At 71.8% G+C, this 14,946-nt stretch carries 17 protein-coding genes and 1 pseudogene; 10 read left to right on the forward strand and 8 right to left on the reverse strand.

The genetic code is table 11. The features are described from left to right. Positions 1-56: 56 nt before the first annotated feature. Positions 57-1,124: a MerR family transcriptional regulator gene (locus ACFU3E_RS28760; RefSeq protein WP_384164367.1), complete on the reverse strand. Its 1,068-nt coding sequence runs from the start codon at positions 1,122-1,124 to the stop codon at positions 57-59. Positions 1,125-1,286: 162 nt separating this feature from the next. Between ACFU3E_RS28760 and ACFU3E_RS28765 the strand changes: the two genes are divergently transcribed. From ACFU3E_RS28765 to ACFU3E_RS28780, 4 genes are all read left to right on the forward strand, one after another. Then, positions 1,287-1,892 carry a sigma-70 family RNA polymerase sigma factor gene (locus ACFU3E_RS28765; RefSeq protein ID WP_384164370.1) on the forward strand — a complete coding sequence of 202 codons (606 nt, stop codon included), beginning with the start codon at positions 1,287-1,289 and terminating at the stop codon, positions 1,890-1,892. Positions 1,893-1,988: 96 nt separating this feature from the next. Continuing rightward, complete coding sequence (locus ACFU3E_RS28770; RefSeq protein ID WP_384164373.1) at positions 1,989-2,816, forward strand: DUF4397 domain-containing protein; 828 nt, start codon at positions 1,989-1,991, stop codon at positions 2,814-2,816. Positions 2,817-2,922: 106 nt separating this feature from the next. Then, positions 2,923-3,477, forward strand: a complete 555-nt coding sequence (locus ACFU3E_RS28775) for a class F sortase (RefSeq protein WP_384164376.1) — start codon at positions 2,923-2,925, stop codon at positions 3,475-3,477. After that, a complete protein-coding gene (locus ACFU3E_RS28780) occupies positions 3,474-3,761 on the forward strand; it encodes a hypothetical protein (protein ID WP_384164379.1) in 288 nt (95 codons plus the stop codon). The genes ACFU3E_RS28775 and ACFU3E_RS28780 overlap by 4 nt, the downstream gene beginning before the upstream one ends. 54 nt (positions 3,762-3,815) lie before the next feature. Here ACFU3E_RS28780 and ACFU3E_RS28785 read toward each other — a convergent pair whose 3' ends face one another. Beyond that, positions 3,816-5,234, reverse strand: a complete 1,419-nt coding sequence (locus ACFU3E_RS28785) for an ATP-binding protein (RefSeq protein WP_384164382.1) — start codon at positions 5,232-5,234, stop codon at positions 3,816-3,818. 321 nt (positions 5,235-5,555) lie between these two features. Beyond that, the gene (gene ychF / locus ACFU3E_RS28790; protein ID WP_031132562.1) at positions 5,556-6,644 is read right to left on the reverse strand and encodes a redox-regulated ATPase YchF; all 1,089 of its coding nucleotides are present in this window, start codon (positions 6,642-6,644) and stop codon (positions 5,556-5,558) included. Between the two features lie 168 nt (positions 6,645-6,812). On the opposite strand from ychF, the gene ACFU3E_RS28795 reads away from it, so the two are divergent. Continuing rightward, on the forward strand, positions 6,813-7,406 hold the full coding sequence (locus tag ACFU3E_RS28795; RefSeq protein WP_384164386.1) for a DUF6542 domain-containing protein: 594 nt from the start codon (positions 6,813-6,815) through the stop codon (positions 7,404-7,406). A gap of 19 nt (positions 7,407-7,425) precedes the next feature. On the opposite strand, the gene ppgK is transcribed toward ACFU3E_RS28795, so the two are convergent. Both ppgK and ACFU3E_RS28805 read right to left on the reverse strand, forming a co-directional pair. Then, a complete protein-coding gene (gene ppgK / locus ACFU3E_RS28800) occupies positions 7,426-8,172 on the reverse strand; it encodes a polyphosphate--glucose phosphotransferase (RefSeq protein ID WP_384164388.1) in 747 nt (248 codons plus the stop codon). A 68-nt stretch (positions 8,173-8,240) separates the two neighbouring features. After that, on the reverse strand, positions 8,241-9,266 hold the full coding sequence (locus tag ACFU3E_RS28805) for a 4-hydroxy-3-methylbut-2-enyl diphosphate reductase (protein ID WP_384164391.1): 1,026 nt from the start codon (positions 9,264-9,266) through the stop codon (positions 8,241-8,243). A gap of 107 nt (positions 9,267-9,373) precedes the next feature. Here ACFU3E_RS28805 and ACFU3E_RS28810 point away from each other — a divergent pair. From ACFU3E_RS28810 to ACFU3E_RS28825, 4 genes and pseudogenes are all read left to right on the forward strand, one after another. Next, positions 9,374-9,621: pseudogene (locus ACFU3E_RS28810) on the forward strand (amino acid permease); the annotation flags it as partial. 98 nt (positions 9,622-9,719) lie between these two features. After that, on the forward strand, positions 9,720-10,928 hold the full coding sequence (gene xseA / locus ACFU3E_RS28815) for an exodeoxyribonuclease VII large subunit (RefSeq protein WP_384164394.1): 1,209 nt from the start codon (positions 9,720-9,722) through the stop codon (positions 10,926-10,928). 9 nt (positions 10,929-10,937) lie between these two features. Next, on the forward strand, positions 10,938-11,183 hold the full coding sequence (locus tag ACFU3E_RS28820) for an exodeoxyribonuclease VII small subunit (RefSeq protein ID WP_384164397.1): 246 nt from the start codon (positions 10,938-10,940) through the stop codon (positions 11,181-11,183). A 128-nt stretch (positions 11,184-11,311) separates the two neighbouring features. Then, positions 11,312-11,902 (forward strand): malonic semialdehyde reductase, encoded by a 591-nt coding sequence (locus ACFU3E_RS28825; protein WP_384164401.1) that lies wholly within the window; start codon positions 11,312-11,314, stop codon positions 11,900-11,902. Between the two features lie 66 nt (positions 11,903-11,968). On the opposite strand, the gene ACFU3E_RS28830 is transcribed toward ACFU3E_RS28825, so the two are convergent. Continuing rightward, positions 11,969-12,493, reverse strand: coding sequence for a DUF4245 domain-containing protein (locus tag ACFU3E_RS28830; protein ID WP_384164404.1), 525 nt, complete (start codon positions 12,491-12,493; stop codon positions 11,969-11,971). Between the two features lie 127 nt (positions 12,494-12,620). Between ACFU3E_RS28830 and glpX the strand changes: the two genes are divergently transcribed. Next, positions 12,621-13,655, forward strand: coding sequence for a class II fructose-bisphosphatase (gene glpX / locus ACFU3E_RS28835; RefSeq protein ID WP_150482819.1), 1,035 nt, complete (start codon positions 12,621-12,623; stop codon positions 13,653-13,655). A 78-nt stretch (positions 13,656-13,733) separates the two neighbouring features. Here glpX and ACFU3E_RS28840 read toward each other — a convergent pair whose 3' ends face one another. Both ACFU3E_RS28840 and ACFU3E_RS28845 read right to left on the reverse strand, forming a co-directional pair. Further along, entirely contained in the window at positions 13,734-14,111 is a 378-nt protein-coding gene (locus ACFU3E_RS28840) for a WhiB family transcriptional regulator (RefSeq protein WP_384164407.1), read from the reverse strand. A gap of 114 nt (positions 14,112-14,225) precedes the next feature. Further along, on the reverse strand, positions 14,226-14,900 hold the full coding sequence (locus ACFU3E_RS28845) for a DUF1707 domain-containing protein (RefSeq protein ID WP_384164410.1): 675 nt from the start codon (positions 14,898-14,900) through the stop codon (positions 14,226-14,228). Positions 14,901-14,946: the final 46 nt, after the last annotated feature.

Consider the following 14,946-nt stretch of genomic DNA (forward strand, 5'->3'; position numbering starts at 1 on the left):
TTCTGTCCGCTCACCGCTTCGGGCCGACTGCCATGATCGGATGCAGCCGGCCGGAGTCACCGCGACACGACCGTCTCCAGCAGCGCGACGGCCTCGGCCAGCCCTGTCGGCCGCGGCAGGCCGGTGACGGTCCGGCCGGTCCAGCCGGGCCCGATCGTCAGGACGACCGGCTTGCGGCGGGCGCCCCGCACGCCCCATTCCATCGCCGCCACGTGCTGGGCCAGCGGCCGGCTGGCGGTCGTCCGGGACTGTGCCCACAGCGCCACCGCCGCCGGCCCGGTCCTGCGGACGGCCGTGACGAGGGATTCCACGGGCAGGGCACCGCCGAACATCCGCACCGGCAGACCGCGTTCGGCCAGCGCGGCGGCCAGCACCTCCAGGGGCAGCGTGTGGTTCTCCCCGGGCACACAGGCGAGCACGGTGGTCGCGCCCGGGCCGTCGGCCGCCGCGGGCGGGGCGCCGCGCCGCAGCGCGCCGGAGACGTGCCAGGACAGGAAGTGCTCGACCTCGACGTACTTCTCACCCGAGCTCTCCCATTTGCGGCCGACCGCCTGGAGGGTCGGCATGATCACCTCGGTCCAGGCGGCGACCAGCCCGTGCTCGTCGATCGCGGCCTCGAGCAGTTCGTCCAGCGCTGCGGCGTCGAGGCGCAGGGCGGCACGGGCGATGCCCTTGCATTCCTGACGCACGTCACCGAGGCGCAGGCCGCTGCCCGCCCGGCTGCGGGCAGGGAGGGACGGCCGCGGTGGCCCGGCGGCGGCCCTCCGGCCCCGGAACGCGTCCGGGACCGCCTCCGGGGGTGCCGCTGAGGGGGCCGGGGCGGCCCCGGCCGGGGCCGCCTTCGGCGTCGCTTCGCCGAGTACGGTGCGCGCCGCCTCGGCGGGGGGTATCCCGGTCGCCGTCAGGGCACACATCCGCTCCAGCCGGGCCACGTCCACGGGGGTCCACCGCCGGTGCCGGCCGCCGGTGTGTGCGTCGGGTCCGAGGCCGTAGCGCCGGTCCCAGGTGCGGACCGTGGTGGGCGCGACCCCGAGCCGTCTGGCCACCTCTCCGGTGGTCAGCCCGCCACCGAGCGGCGCGCTCTCGCCTCCGCGGTCCTCGCTGTCCCGTTCGTGTACTCCCATACCCCCGACTGTACGACGCACAAACGACGCATGTTGAGACGCGTCGTTTGTGCGCCGAACACTGGCTTCAAGCGCATGGTCGCGGCTCGGCACAGCGCGACCGGTGCGGTTCGGCAGACGGCCTTCCGTCCCCGCACGACGCACTGCAGGAGGAACCAGGCCATGATCACGAACACGCGACTCACCGCACCCGCCGCACCCGCGGAGGAAACGCGGTACGAGGAGGAGCTGGCCCGTGGCCTCGTCGCCGCCGACGAGGAGGCGTTCGCCGCGATCTACCGGCGCTGGGGCTCGCTCGTCCACACCATGGCCACCCGACTGCTCGGTGACACCTACGAGGCGGAGGACGTGACCCAGCAGGTCTTCCTCGGCGCCTGGCACGGCCGGGCCGGATTCCGCCCCGAGCGGGGTCCGCTCGGCGCCTGGCTGGTCGGCATCACACGGCGCAAGATCGTCGACGCGCTGGCGGCCAGGACGAGGCGCCTGACACTCATCGACTCGGCCGGCCGCGACGCGGACACCACCGGGCCCGACGAGGCTGCACCGGAGCGCGTCCTGGACCGGGTGCTGCTCATCGACGCCCTGGCACGGCTGCCGCGCCACCAGCGGGAGGTGCTGTGCATGGCCTTCTACGAGGACCTGACCCAGGCGCAGATCGCGGAACGCACCGGCATGCCCCTGGGGACCGTCAAGAGCCACGCCCGCCGCGGCCTGCACCGGCTGCGCCTGGCGATCGAGCAGCCCCCGGTCCACGACCCGGATCTGTAGCGATGACGCCGTGCGCGCATCCACGACGGCCCCTGGACCTGAAACAGGAACGAGACTCCGCACCGTACGGAGACTCCGTTCGAAGGAATGATTCCCATGACCTCTCACACCCGCCTCGCCATCGCCGCCTCGGCCGGTGCCTGCGCTCTGGCCCTCGGCATCTCCGCGCCCGCCCTGGCCGGCCAGCAGGACAAGGCCATGGTGTCCGTCTTCCACGGCATCCCCGGTATGACCGTGGACGTGTACGCCAACGGCGACGAACTGATCGGCGACTTCAAGCCCGGCACGGTGACGGACCCCCAGTCCCTCGATGCCGGGACCTACGAGATCCAGATCTTCGAAGCAGGCCAGGGTCCTGACGGAACTCCGGCCCTGGAGAAGAAGATCGAGGTGCCCGAGGGCGCGAACGCCACGGTCGCCGCCCACCTCACCGCAGACGGCAAGCCGGAGTTGACGGCGTTCACCAACGACGTCTCCCAGGTCGATGCCGGCAAGAGCCGCCTGACGGTCCGTCATGTCGCGGCCGCACCCGCCGTCGACGTCCGGGCCGGCGGGCAGCCGGTCTTCAGCGACCTGACCAACCCGAAGGAGGACACCGCCGAGGTCGACGCGGGCACGATCAACACCGATGTGGTGCTCGCCGGTACGGACACCGTGGCCATCGGCCCGGCCGACCTGAAGCTCGGCGAAGGCACCAGCAATGTCGTCTACGCCTGGGGCAGCGCCGAGGACAAGAACCTCGCGCTGGCGACCCAGACGTTCAGCGGCATGGCGTCGTCGCCCCGCGGCGTCCCCGCGGGCGGCAGTGGCGCCGCCGTCGAGGCGAACTCCACCGACCTGGGGCCGGCCTGGGCCGCCGGGGCCGGAGCGGTCGCGGTGGCGGGCGTGCTGATGGCCCGCCGGGTCGCCCGCCGGCGTGGCTGACGGCACACGACGGCTGACGGGACCGATTGTGGCGGCTGCCGTTCTGGCAGCCGTCCTCGGTTTTCCTGCCACGCCGTCGGACCCGGCCGCGCCTCCGCCGGACTTCGTGGCAGCGCCGTCGGAACGCGGGGACGCCGCGGCCCCGGGAACAGCCCCCGGCACGGCGGCGGCCCCGCGGACCGCCCCCGGCACGGCGCAGGATCCACCGCCCCGGCGCGTGCTCGTGCCCCGCGCGGACCTCGACGCCCGGGTCAGCCCGGTGGGCGTGACGGACCGAGGGGACATGGCCGTCCCCGACGACCCTTCCGTGGCCGGCTGGTACCGCTACGGCCCCGCGCCGGGCAGTGCCCGGGGCTCGGCCGTGCTGGTCGGGCACGTCGACTCCGAGACCGGTGACCTCGGCGAGTTCCTGGCGCTGTACGACGTGCGGCGCGGAGACCGGGTCGAGGTGCGCCGAGCGGGGGGCGAGCCGGTGAACTACCGCGTCGTCTCGCGGGTCACCGTGGCGAAGGACGACCTGCCGCCCTCGGCGTTCCGCCGGACCGGCGCCCCCGTCCTCACCCTCATCACCTGTGCGCCTCCGTACGTCCCCGAGCGAGGAGGCTACGTGTCCAACCTCGTCGTCACGGCGGAGCCCCTGGAGTCCGGGAGGGCGCAGTGACACACGTGGAGTCCGCGCACCTGGTGGAACTGGCCCTGGGGAACGCGGCGCCGGGCGACGACGACGCCGAGGCGCTGCGTCACGTCGAGCGGTGCGACCACTGCCGCGACGAACTCCACGTGCTGACCCGGCTGGTGACGGCCGCGCGCACCGCGGTGGCTCTGGACCTGCCGACCCCACCCCCGGAGCACGTCTGGCGCCGCATCACCCGAGAGGTCTCCCGCGAGACGGGCACACCACCGCCGCGGGACTACCCGTGGCACGACTCGGGGCCCGGTTCCTGAGAGCCGGACACCCGGTGGGTCGTCCGGGTACACGCCGAACCGGGTACGCGCCGCTCACAGCGGCCATGCCGTCAGCAGATCGCCGGGGCCGTAGGCGGCATCGAGCCCCCGACAGTCGACACCGCTGCGCGAGACCGCCGCGACTGGAACGGGTTCGCCGGTGAGGGCGGCCCGGTGTCGATGGAGGGCCGCCAGGTCGTGCCGGTCGAAGGGCGACTGCTCCAGCCACTTGATGGAGCCGACGAAGAGCAGCTCCTTGGCGATGGGGGCGCGGTCCGCCCCGACGATGTCGATCTCGACGTCGTTGGTACGGGTCCAGTAGCCGCCGATCGCGGGCGCGGCGGGGAGCCGGTCGTCGGGCAGCATCCGGGCGAGCGCCTCGCGGACGAGCGGCTCGATCGCCCGGCCGCGCCAGCTGGTCCAGCTCTCCCGGATCCGCGCCAGGGTCAGATCGCCGCGCCCCCGCTCGATCTCCTCCATGGACGGGCCGAGCAGGTGCAGCCAGAACCGCAGGTAGGGATCCGCCACCCGGTAGCGGCGGTCCTTCGACGGACGCAGCGACACGGGCAGCTCCGCGGCGACGATCCGCTTGTCCGTGAGCAGCTCCAGTGCTCGCTGCAGCGGCGTGGCCCCGATCCCGCCGGCCGCACGGGCGATGTTGGTGAAGGTCCGCTCGCCACTGCCGATGGCCGCCAGCACCGTTCGCGCCTGAGCCTGCGGGGGGAATTCGGCGGCCAGCGAGCGCTCGGCCGACACCAGCAGGGCCGAGACCGGGTCGCCCAGCGCCTCGCCGAGGAAATCCCACAGCCCCGCACCTCGAGGCCACTCCGCGCAGATCAGCGGCAGCCCGCCGGTGACCAGCGCGGCGTCGAAGGCCTCCGCCGCTTCCAGCCCGAGCATCCGCCCGACCTCGGCCGGGTTCAGCGGCCCGAGCACCATCTCCCGGCCACGCTGGTGGAAGGGGCGCCCGTAGCTGTTCAGTGCCTCCATCATCGACAGGTCGGAGCCGATGAGAACCAGCAGCACCGGCTTGCTCTCCAGCACCCGGTCCCAGGCCCGTTGCAGCATCCCCTCGAAGGCGCCATCGGCGTCCATCAGGTACGGCACCTCGTCGATGACCAGCACGCTCGCCCGGTCGGAGGGCAGTGCCGCGGCCAGCACATCGAACGCGGCATCCCAGCTCTCCGGCCGCGCGGCGGCCACCAGCTGCGCCAACGGCAGCGTCGACACCTGGGCGTCCCGGGCCAGCCGTGCCAGATCATCCCTGGGGGACGCGCCGGTCGCCGCGTAGAACAAGAACGGGGCTCCGGAGCGCTCCGCGAACCGCTCGACCAGCCGCGACTTGCCCACCCGGCGCCGCCCACGCAACATCACGCACCGGCCGGGCCGCTCCCCGCCGCCCCCTGCCGCCACCTTCTGCAGCTCTCGCTCCAGCGTCGCCAGCTCCTGCCGACGGCCTACAAAATCCACCACGTCTGCCGACCTCCGCCCACGACACTAACAATGTTGTTAGTAACATGCGCGTTACTACCGCCGGACGGTCGGGGGTGGCGTCGAGCTCCCGCGTGACGGCTGCCTCGTGGATCGGCTTCAGCGCCGCCCGCACCGCCTCGACAGCCCTGGCGTGGTCAACGACCACTGCCTGCGCTGCCGCAGGTCAGAGGCTCCCTGCGCGCGACCTCCCGGCCGACCGGACCTGCCGCTGCCCCTCACGACGGGGCGAGTACCACCTGTGGACAGAAACTAGTGCCCGACCCACCAACAAGCGGGTGGGGCACAGTTCTTGACGAGACGTCAGACGTTGAAGCGGAACTCCACCACATCCCCGTCCTGCATGACGTACTCCTTGCCCTCCATACGGGCCTTCCCCTTCGCGCGGGCCTCCGCCACCGAGCCCGTCTCCACCAGGTCGCCGAAGGAGATGACCTCCGCCTTGATGAAGCCCTTCTGGAAGTCGGTGTGGATGACGCCGGCGGCCTCGGGGGCGGTGGCGCCCTTCTTGATGGTCCAGGCGCGGGATTCCTTGGGACCGGCGGTCAGGTACGTCTGGAGTCCCAGCGTGCGGAAGCCGACGTGGGCCAGGGTCGCCAGGCCCGGCTCCTCCTGGCCGACGGACTGGAGGAGCTCCAGCGCCTCGTCCTCGTCGAGCTCGGCGAGGTCCGCCTCCAGCTTGGCGTTGAGGAAGATCGCCTCGGCGGGAGCGACCAGGGCCCGCTGCTCGTTCTTGAAGTCCTCGTCGGTCAGCTCGTCCTCGTCGACGTTGAAGACGTAGAGGAACGGCTTGGTGGTGAGCAGGTGCAGGTCGTGCAGGAGCTCCGCGCGCTCGCTGCCCTGGACGAGGCCGTGCACGAAGAGCGTGTCGCCCTTCTCCAGGATCTCCTTGGCCTCCTCGACGGCCTTGACCTTCGGCGCGATGTCCTTCTTGATGCGCGACTCCTTCTGGAGGCGCGGGAGGACCTTCTCGATGGTCTGCAGGTCCGCGAGGATCAGCTCGGTGTTGATCGTCTCGATGTCGTCCTTGGGCGAGACCTTGCCGTCCACGTGCACGACGTTCTCGTCCTTGAAGGCGCGGATGACCTGGCAGATCGCGTCGGACTCGCGGATGTTCGCGAGGAACTTGTTGCCCAGTCCCTCGCCCTCGGAGGCGCCGCGCACGATGCCCGCGATGTCGACGAAGTCGACCGTGGCCGGAAGGACCCGCTGCGAGGAGAAGATCTCCGCCAGTTTCGTCAGGCGGGGGTCGGGCACGCCGACGACACCCACGTTGGGCTCGATCGTGGCGAACGGGTAGTTGGCCGCCAGCACGTCGTTCTTGGTCAGGGCGTTGAACAGGGTCGACTTGCCGACATTCGGCAGACCGACGATTCCGATCGTGAGCGACACGTTGCGACTTCCCGTGAGTGGAGGGCCTGGAGGCCAGGGGACCGGCCGATCCACCAGTCTACGGCGTGTCCGGAACCGCCCCGGCGAGGTATCGAACGCTTGGCCAAGCCGCGCTCCACGGCGTGTCAGAAGGGCTATTCGACATATAGAACGACCTAAGTTGGTGCGGTGGAGCACTACAGGACGCGATCTCCTCAGTACGGACCGCGACGGGACCGGCCCAGGCCGACCCGGCAACCCGTGCCGTCCCAGGCGGGACGGGGAGCGGGGGGCGAGCCTGTGCGCGCGGCCCGGCCGCCCGGGCCGCGGCGCCGCCCGGTGCCGGTGCGACGCCCTGCGCCCCCGGCGGCACCCGCCGCGGGAGGACTGCCCAACCCCCGGCTCACCGGCCTGGGCAGCGGGCTGTTCTGCGCGGTGGTGATGTTCCTGCTCGGCGCGCTCTGCTCGGCGCTGTTCGGGGCGTCCCTGACGGCGTACGGCGTGCTGTTCCTGCCGGTGTGCGCGCTGACCGCCCTCTGGGTGCGCCGGGGGGACCTGATGACCGCGCCCATCGTGGTGCCGATCGCGTTCGCCGTGGGGCTGCTGCCGGTGGCCGACGGCGAGGGCGGGACCGGCGGCACGCTGATGGGCCTGGTGACGGCGCTCGCCACGCAGGCCGGCTGGCTGTACGGAGGGACTCTGGTCGCCGGGCTGATCGTGATCGTCCGGCGGATCCGGCTGTCACACCTGCGGCGCACGGCCGGGGCCCGGCCGCCGGTGTGACACACCCCACGAAACGGTCCTACCGTTCGGTCGCCCGCATCGCCGCGCCCACGATCCCCGCGTTGTTCTGCAACTGCGCCGGGACGATCTCCGCCTTGATGCCGTCGATGTAGGGCAGGAACTTGTGGGACTTGCGGCTGACGCCGCCGCCGATGATGAACAGCTCCGGCGAGAACAGCATCTCGACGTGGGCGAGGTACTTGCGCACGCGGTGCGCGGCCCAGTGCTCCCACGTCATGTCGTGGTCCTCGCGGGCCCTGCTGGAGGCCCGCTTCTCGGCGTCGTGCCCGTCGAGCTCCAGGTGGCCCAGCTCGGTGTTGGGGACGAGGACGCCGTCGACGAAGACCGCGCTGCCGATGCCGGTGCCGAGCGTCAGCAGGATCACCGTGCCCCGGCGGTCGCGGCCGGCACCGAAGTGCATCTCGGCTACACCCGCCGCGTCCGCGTCGTTGACCACCGTCACCGGCAGCCCGCCGAGCCGCTCGCCGAGCAGCGCGCGGGCGTCGGTGTCGATCCAGCCGTCGTCGACGTTGGCCGCCGTCCGGATCGTGGCCCCGTCGGTGACCACGCCCGGGAACGTGACCCCGACCGGGCCCCTCCAGCCGAAGTGGTCGACGACCTGCTTGACGGCGTCGGCCACCCCGTCGGGCGTGGCCGGTTGCGGGGTGAGGACCTTGTGGCGCTCCTGCGCCAGGTCGCCCTTGTCCAGGTCCACCGGGGCGCCCTTGATCCCGGATCCGCCGATGTCCACACCGAAGATCTGCATGGCCCTACGTTACGACGTACGACTGACCGTCACAGGCCGGGCTGCGGGGCTGCCCGGCCTGTCCCCGATCACTCCGCGGAATTTTCACCGGTCCCGGCGCCGCCGCGCTCGGCGGCCAGGGCCGCGGCCTCCTCGCGCAGGTCGCGGCGCAGCTCCTTGGGCAGGGAGAACGTGATGGACTCCTCGGCCGCCTTGACGATCTCGACGTCCTCGAAGCCGCGCCGGGACAGCCATTCCAGGACCTGCTCGACCAGGACCTCCGGGACGGAGGCGCCCGAGGTGACGCCGACCGTGGTCACGCCCTCCAGCCAGGCCTCGTCGATCTCGTCGGCGAAGTCCACGAGGTACGCCTCGCGGGCACCCGCGAGCTTGGCGACCTCGACGAGCCGCTTGGAGTTGGAGGAGTTGCGCGAGCCGACCACGATGACCAGGTCCGACTCGGCGCCCATCTGCTTCACGGCCAGCTGGCGGTTCTGGGTGGCGTAGCAGATGTCGTCGCTGGGCGGGGAGATGAGCTGCGGGAACTTGTCCTTCAGGGCGTCGACGGTCTCCATGGTCTCGTCGACGGACAGCGTGGTCTGGGACAGCCAGACGACCTTGGACGGGTCACGGACCTCGACCTTCGCCACATCGCCCGGTCCGTCGACGAGCTGGATGTGGTCGGGAGCCTCGCCGGAGGTGCCGATGACCTCCTCGTGGCCCTCGTGGCCGATCAGGAGGATGTCGTAGTCCTCGTCCGCGAAGCGGACGGCTTCCTTGTGGACCTTGGTGACCAGGGGGCAGGTGGCGTCGATGGTGGCGAGGCGGCCTCGCTCGGCCTCTTCGTGGACGACGGGGGCGACCCCGTGCGCGGAGAACATCACGATGTTGCCCGGGGGGACCTCCTCCGTCCGCTCGACGAAGATCGCCCCCTTCTTCTCCAGGGTCTGCACGACGTACTTGTTGTGGACGATCTCGTGCCGGACGTACACCGGAGCGCCGTACTGCTCCAGGGCTTTCTCGACGGCGATCACGGCGCGGTCCACACCCGCGCAGTAGCCACGGGGGGCGGCGAGCAGGACACGGCGGCCAGGCGAAGCAGACATGCGTCCCATCGTAAGGCCGCGTCCGGCGGGTCGAAGATCGCGACGGTGTGAAGTCCCCGGGAAGACCGACGTGGCGCGACGTGAGATGCGAGGGACGTGGGCGGAGCGGAGGCGCGGTGTCCGAGACCGGAACGGCGGTCCCTGCGGCCGAGGGGAGCACGCGCTGCGGCGCAGTCCCGGCTTCCGTGATCCGGTCGTCCGCGGGCTGCTGTTCCTCGCGCCGATGGCCCCGGCGGGCGTGTGCGGCACGCCGGACGCCCTGTCGCACGGCGTGGTCGCGCTGGTGTACGTCGTCGCCACGATCGCGATGGCGTTCACCGCGTTCGGCTGCGCCCAGGTGGTGCGGGTGGTCCCCCGGGCGGGCGAGCGCCGGCCTCGCGGCGGCTCCTGGACGGGTCCGCGGGTCGCCGCGTCGCTACCGGATGAGCGGTGCTGTCAGCGGTGCCCACTACCCTCGCGGGCATGGCTGTGAACACGACTCCGGAAGCCCCGCTGCCCGTCGGTGAGGTGTCGCGGCTCATCGGGGGCTGGATCGACCGGCTCGGGGCGGTGTGGGTCGAGGGGCAGATCACGCAGTTGTCGCGGCGGCCGGGTGCGGGCGTGGTGTTCCTGACGCTGCGGGACCCGTCGTACGACATCTCCGTCAGCGTCACCTGCTACCGGCAGGTGTTCGACGACGTCGCGGACGTGGTCAGCGAGGGCGCCCGGGTCGTCGTCCTCGCGAAGCCCGAGTGGTACGCCCCGCGGGGGCAGCTGTCGCTGCGGGCCGCGGAGATACGGCCCGTCGGGGTCGGTGAACTGCTCGCGCGTCTGGAGCAGCTGAAGAAGTCCCTCGCCCGGGAGGGCCTGTTCGCGCCGGAGCGCAAGAAGCCGCTGCCGTTCCTGCCGCAGCTGGTCGGGCTGGTCTGCGGACGGGCCTCGGCCGCCGAGCGGGACGTCCTGGAGAACGCCCGGCACCGCTGGCCCGCCGTCCGCTTCGAGGTGCGCAACGTCGCCGTGCAGGGCGTGCACGCCGTGCCGCAGGTCGTGCAGGCCGTGAAGGAGCTCGACGCGCTGGACGACGTCGACGTGATCATCGTCGCCCGGGGTGGCGGCAGCGTGGAGGACCTGCTGCCGTTCTCCGACGAGCAGCTGATCCGCACGGTCGCGCGGTGCCGTACGCCCGTGGTGTCCGCCATCGGGCACGAACCGGACAATCCGCTGCTGGACCACGTCGCCGACCTGCGCGCCTCGACCCCGACCGACGCCGCCAAGAAGGTCGTGCCGGACGTCGGCGAGGAGTACGAGCGGGTGCGGCTGCTGCGGGACCGGGCGCGGCGGTGCGTGGCGGCGCTGGTGGAGCGGGAGGAGCGCGGGCTGGCGCACGCGCTCGCGCGGCCGTCGATAGAGGATCCGCACCGGATGATCGACGTGCGCGCCGACCAGGTGGCGGACCTGCTCGACCGGGGCCGGCGCTGTCTGCGTCACCAGCTCGACCGCGCCGACTCGGAGCTGACGCACACGCACGCGCGCGTGGTGGCCCTCTCCCCCGCCGCGACCCTGAAGCGCGGGTACGCCGTGCTGCAGAAGGCGGACGGTCACGCGGTCCGCGACCCCGGCGAGGTGGAGGCCGGCGAGGCCCTGCGCGCGCGGGTCTCCGAGGGTGAGTTCTCCGTACGAGTGGACACATAGGGTGGGTGGATGACCAGCGAGGTTGATGAGACGCCGGGCACGAGCGAGGCGCTCGGGTACGAGCAGGCGCGGGACGAGCTGATCGAGGTCGTCCGGCGCCTGGAGGCGGGCGGTACGACGCTGGAGGAGTCCCTCGCGCTCTGGGAGCGGGGCGAGGAGCTGGCCAGGGTGTGCCGGCGCTGGCTGGACGGGGCCCGGGCGCGGCTGGACGCGGCGCTGGCGGAGGAGGCCGCGGAGAGCGGGGACGCGGAGTAGTGGAGTAGGCGGGGCCGTTCGGTTCGCGGTGACACACGACACCCTCACATTGGTTGAACGTTGAACTTCGCTCGCGTACGGTCGAACCGTCAGCCGATCTTCCCGACCAGACGCGAGAAAGTGCATCCATGTCCCTCGTTCTTGACCCCGCCGCCCAGGACCTCCTGTTCCGTGAAGCCCGTACCGCCAACGCCTTCACCGACGAGCCGGTGACCGACGAGCAGGTGCAGGCGATCTACGACCTGGTCAAGTACGGTCCGACCGCCTTCAACCAGACCCCGCTGCGCATCACCCTGGTCCGCTCCCCGGAGGCCCGCGAGCGCCTGGTCGCGCACATGGGCGAAGGCAACCGCGCCAAGACCGCCAGCGCCCCGCTGGTCGCGGTCCTCTCCTCGGACAACGAGTTCCACGAGGAGCTGCCGCACCTGTTCCCGGCCTTCCCGCAGGCCAAGGACGCCTTCTTCGCCGAGCGCCCCGCGCGTGAGAGCTCCGCCGCGATGAACGCCGCCCTGCAGGCCGCGTACTTCATCGTCGGCGTCCGCGCCGCCGGTCTCGCCGCCGGCCCGATGACCGGCTTCGATTTCGAGGGCGTCCGCAAGGAGTTCCTGGACGACGACCACACCCCGCTGATGGTCGTCAACATCGGCCGTCCGGGCCCGGACGCCTGGCACCCGCGCTCCCCGCGCCTGGAGTTCGACCAGGTCGTCACCACCGTCTGAACCGTCCCCTCGGACGCACATGAGGAAGGCCCCCGGCGTGATACCGGGGGCCTTCCTCGTGCGCGTTCACTTCGTCTGCAGCGCCCCGGCCATCTTCGCCAGCTGTGCGAACGACGCGGTTCCCGTCACGACGGTCGTCGAGCCCTTGGTGCCCTCGAGGACCAGCGCGTCGTACCGGCCGCCCTCGTAGCGCGTCCAGGTACCGCCGCCGATCTTCTCGGTCTTCCCGGTCTCCCGGGCGCCCAGCGTCACCTCGTCGAGGAAGACCGGGCGCCGCTGAGTGGACTGCTCCACCGCCACGTACTCCCCCTCGGGGTCGTGGAAGCCGAGGTGCCAGGCGTCGAACTCGTCACCCTGGAAGCGGACGGAGGTGGCCTTCCAGGCGTCGGGCAGACCCTGGGGCGCGGCCAAGGGGTAGGAGGCGGCGCGGCGTGCCGTGAGCAGCTCGACCCGGTACTCGACGGCCTTGATGTCGGGCGGGCTGTCGTCGTGCGGGATGAAGAGGTACACGAAGCCCGCCACGAGGCCGATGACACCCATGGAGAGGATCATGTCCCGCGCCGTCTTCTGCTTGCCGTTCTCGCCTGCCACGCCCCCTATCGTCGCAGGTCCCTGCTGCGCTCATCCGTGGGGGCCCCTGCTCATTTTGGCGGCTCGGAGATAGAGTCAGGCGACAACACCCTCATCCGGCCGTCGTCGTACAGAAAGGTGCGCTCCGATGACCGAGCATCATCACTTGCCGTCCGAACTCGATGTGCCCTCCGAGGCCCCCGACCGCAACCTCGCCCTGGAACTCGTCCGGGTCACCGAGGCAGCGGCGATGGCCGCGGGCCGCTGGGTCGGGCGGGGTGACAAGAACGGCGCCGACGGCGCCGCGGTGCGTGCCATGCGCACTCTCGTCTCCACCGTCTCGATGAACGGCGTCGTCGTCATCGGCGAGGGCGAGAAGGACGAAGCCCCGATGCTGTTCAACGGGGAGCGCGTGGGCGACGGCACCGGGCCCGAGTGCGACATCGCCGTCGACCCGATCGACGGCACCACGCTGACCGCGAAGGGCATGACGAACGCGATCGCGGTGCTGGCCGCCGCAGAGCGCGGGTCCATGTTCGACCCGTCCGCCGTCTTCTACATGGACAAGCTCGTCACGGGACCGGAGGCGGCCGACTTCGTCGACATCAACGCGCCGGTGTCGGTGAACATCCGCCGGGTCGCCAAGGCGAAGCGGTCCGCGCCGGAGGACGTGACGGTGGTGATCCTGGACCGGCCGCGGCACGAGGGCATCATCAAGGAGATCCGGGACACGGGGGCGCGCATCAGGCTGATCTCCGACGGCGATGTGGCCGGCTCGATCCTGGCGCTGCGCGAGGGCACGGGCGTCGACCTGCTGCTCGGCATCGGCGGTACGCCGGAGGGCATCATCTCGGCCTGCGCGGTGAAGTGCCTGGGCGGCACGATCCAGGGCAAGCTGTGGCCCAAGGACGACGAGGAGCGGCAGCGGGCGATCGACGCGGGGCATGATCTCGACCGGGTGCTGACGACCGAGGACCTCGTCACCGGGGAGAACGTGTTCTTCGTGGCCACCGGGATCACCGACGGGGAGCTGCTGCGGGGGGTTCGCTACCGGGCGGAGACCGCCACGACCGACTCGATCGTGATGCGGTCGCGGTCGGGCACGGTCCGCCGGATCGACTCCGAGCACCGCTTGAGCAAGCTGCGGGCCTACAGCGCGATCGACTTCGACAAGGGGAAGTAGCCCCGGGGAGAAGAAGGCCGGCACAACGAGAGGGCGTCCCCGGTGCGGTGGGGACGCCCTTTTCGTCCTGCTCGGCCGTCAGCCCGCTGCCGCTATCCGGTTCGCCGGGCGGGCCGCCTTCTTCAGCTCCATGTCGCGGCGGCGGCGCCGGGCCAGGACCACACGGCGCTCCGCGGCGGTGAGCCCGCCCCAGACGCCGTAGGGCTCGGGCTGGAGCAGGGCGTGCTCGCGGCACTCGACCATCACCGGGCAGCGGGCGCAGACCCGCTTCGCCGCCTCCTCCCGGGACAGCCGCGCGGCGGTCGGCTCCTTGGAGGGGGCGAAGAACAGGCCGGCCTCGTCGCGCCGGCACACCGCCTCGGTGTGCCACGGGGCGTCTTGGTCCCTGTCTCGCGCTGGCACCCGCGGGGCCGGAACGGCAGCGACCTGCAGGGACGAATGCGGCGGTTGCAGCACGGTCTACTCCTGACGACGGCTTCGCGAGCGAGAGACGATGCAGCAAGGCCTACCCGCTGTACGCGCGCCTATGCACTGAGTTCCGAACCGCCGGTTTCGGTTGATTCGCGACTGTCAATGCCCCAGATGCCTGCGCAAACTCCTGTCGACCTTGCGGTGCACCCGGTCCAGGATGTCCGCCACGACCTTGCCCCGCTTCGGCCGCGCCTCGACACTGCCCAGAACGGCCCAGCCGTCGACGTAGACGATGGGGGCCTCCGGGTCGCCCGAGTCGAGGGTGGCCACCTCGAAGCTGCCGAGGACGCCGCCGCCCATGCCGCGCAGCGACACGTTCTCCGGGACGCGGATGTCGACGCTGCCGAAGATCGCGAACGACTTGACGACGACCTGCTGGTGGTCGAAGAGGGCCTCGCTGAGGTCGATCTCGACGCTGCCGAAGATCGCGTAGGCGTGGATACGGCGGCCCGCGCGCCAGCGGCCCTTGCGGACGGCGCCGCTGAAGACCGCGACCACGTTGTCGTCGGGATCGATCGGGATGGCGCCGGCCGTGGGGCGGTACGGGGCCGGGGCGGGGCCCTGACGGTGGGCCGCCGGCAGGTCCCGTATGAAGACCTCCAGCTCGCCTACGGTCTTGGCGTGCAGCACCCCCTCGACCCGCTCGGCGTGCTCGTCCGCCGTGAGACGGCCCTCGGCCAGGGCGTCGTGCAGGATGTCGGCGATGCGGTCGCGCTCGGCGTCGGAGGCACGGAGCTCGGCGACGGCGGGCGTGGTCTGCTTCTGAAGGTCCACGGCAGCAGCGTACCCACTCACGATAGATCGCGACACCCCCACGTCC

The organism is Streptomyces sp. NPDC057424 (assembly GCF_042803315.1).
GTDB lineage: Bacteria > Actinomycetota > Actinomycetes > Streptomycetales > Streptomycetaceae > Streptomyces.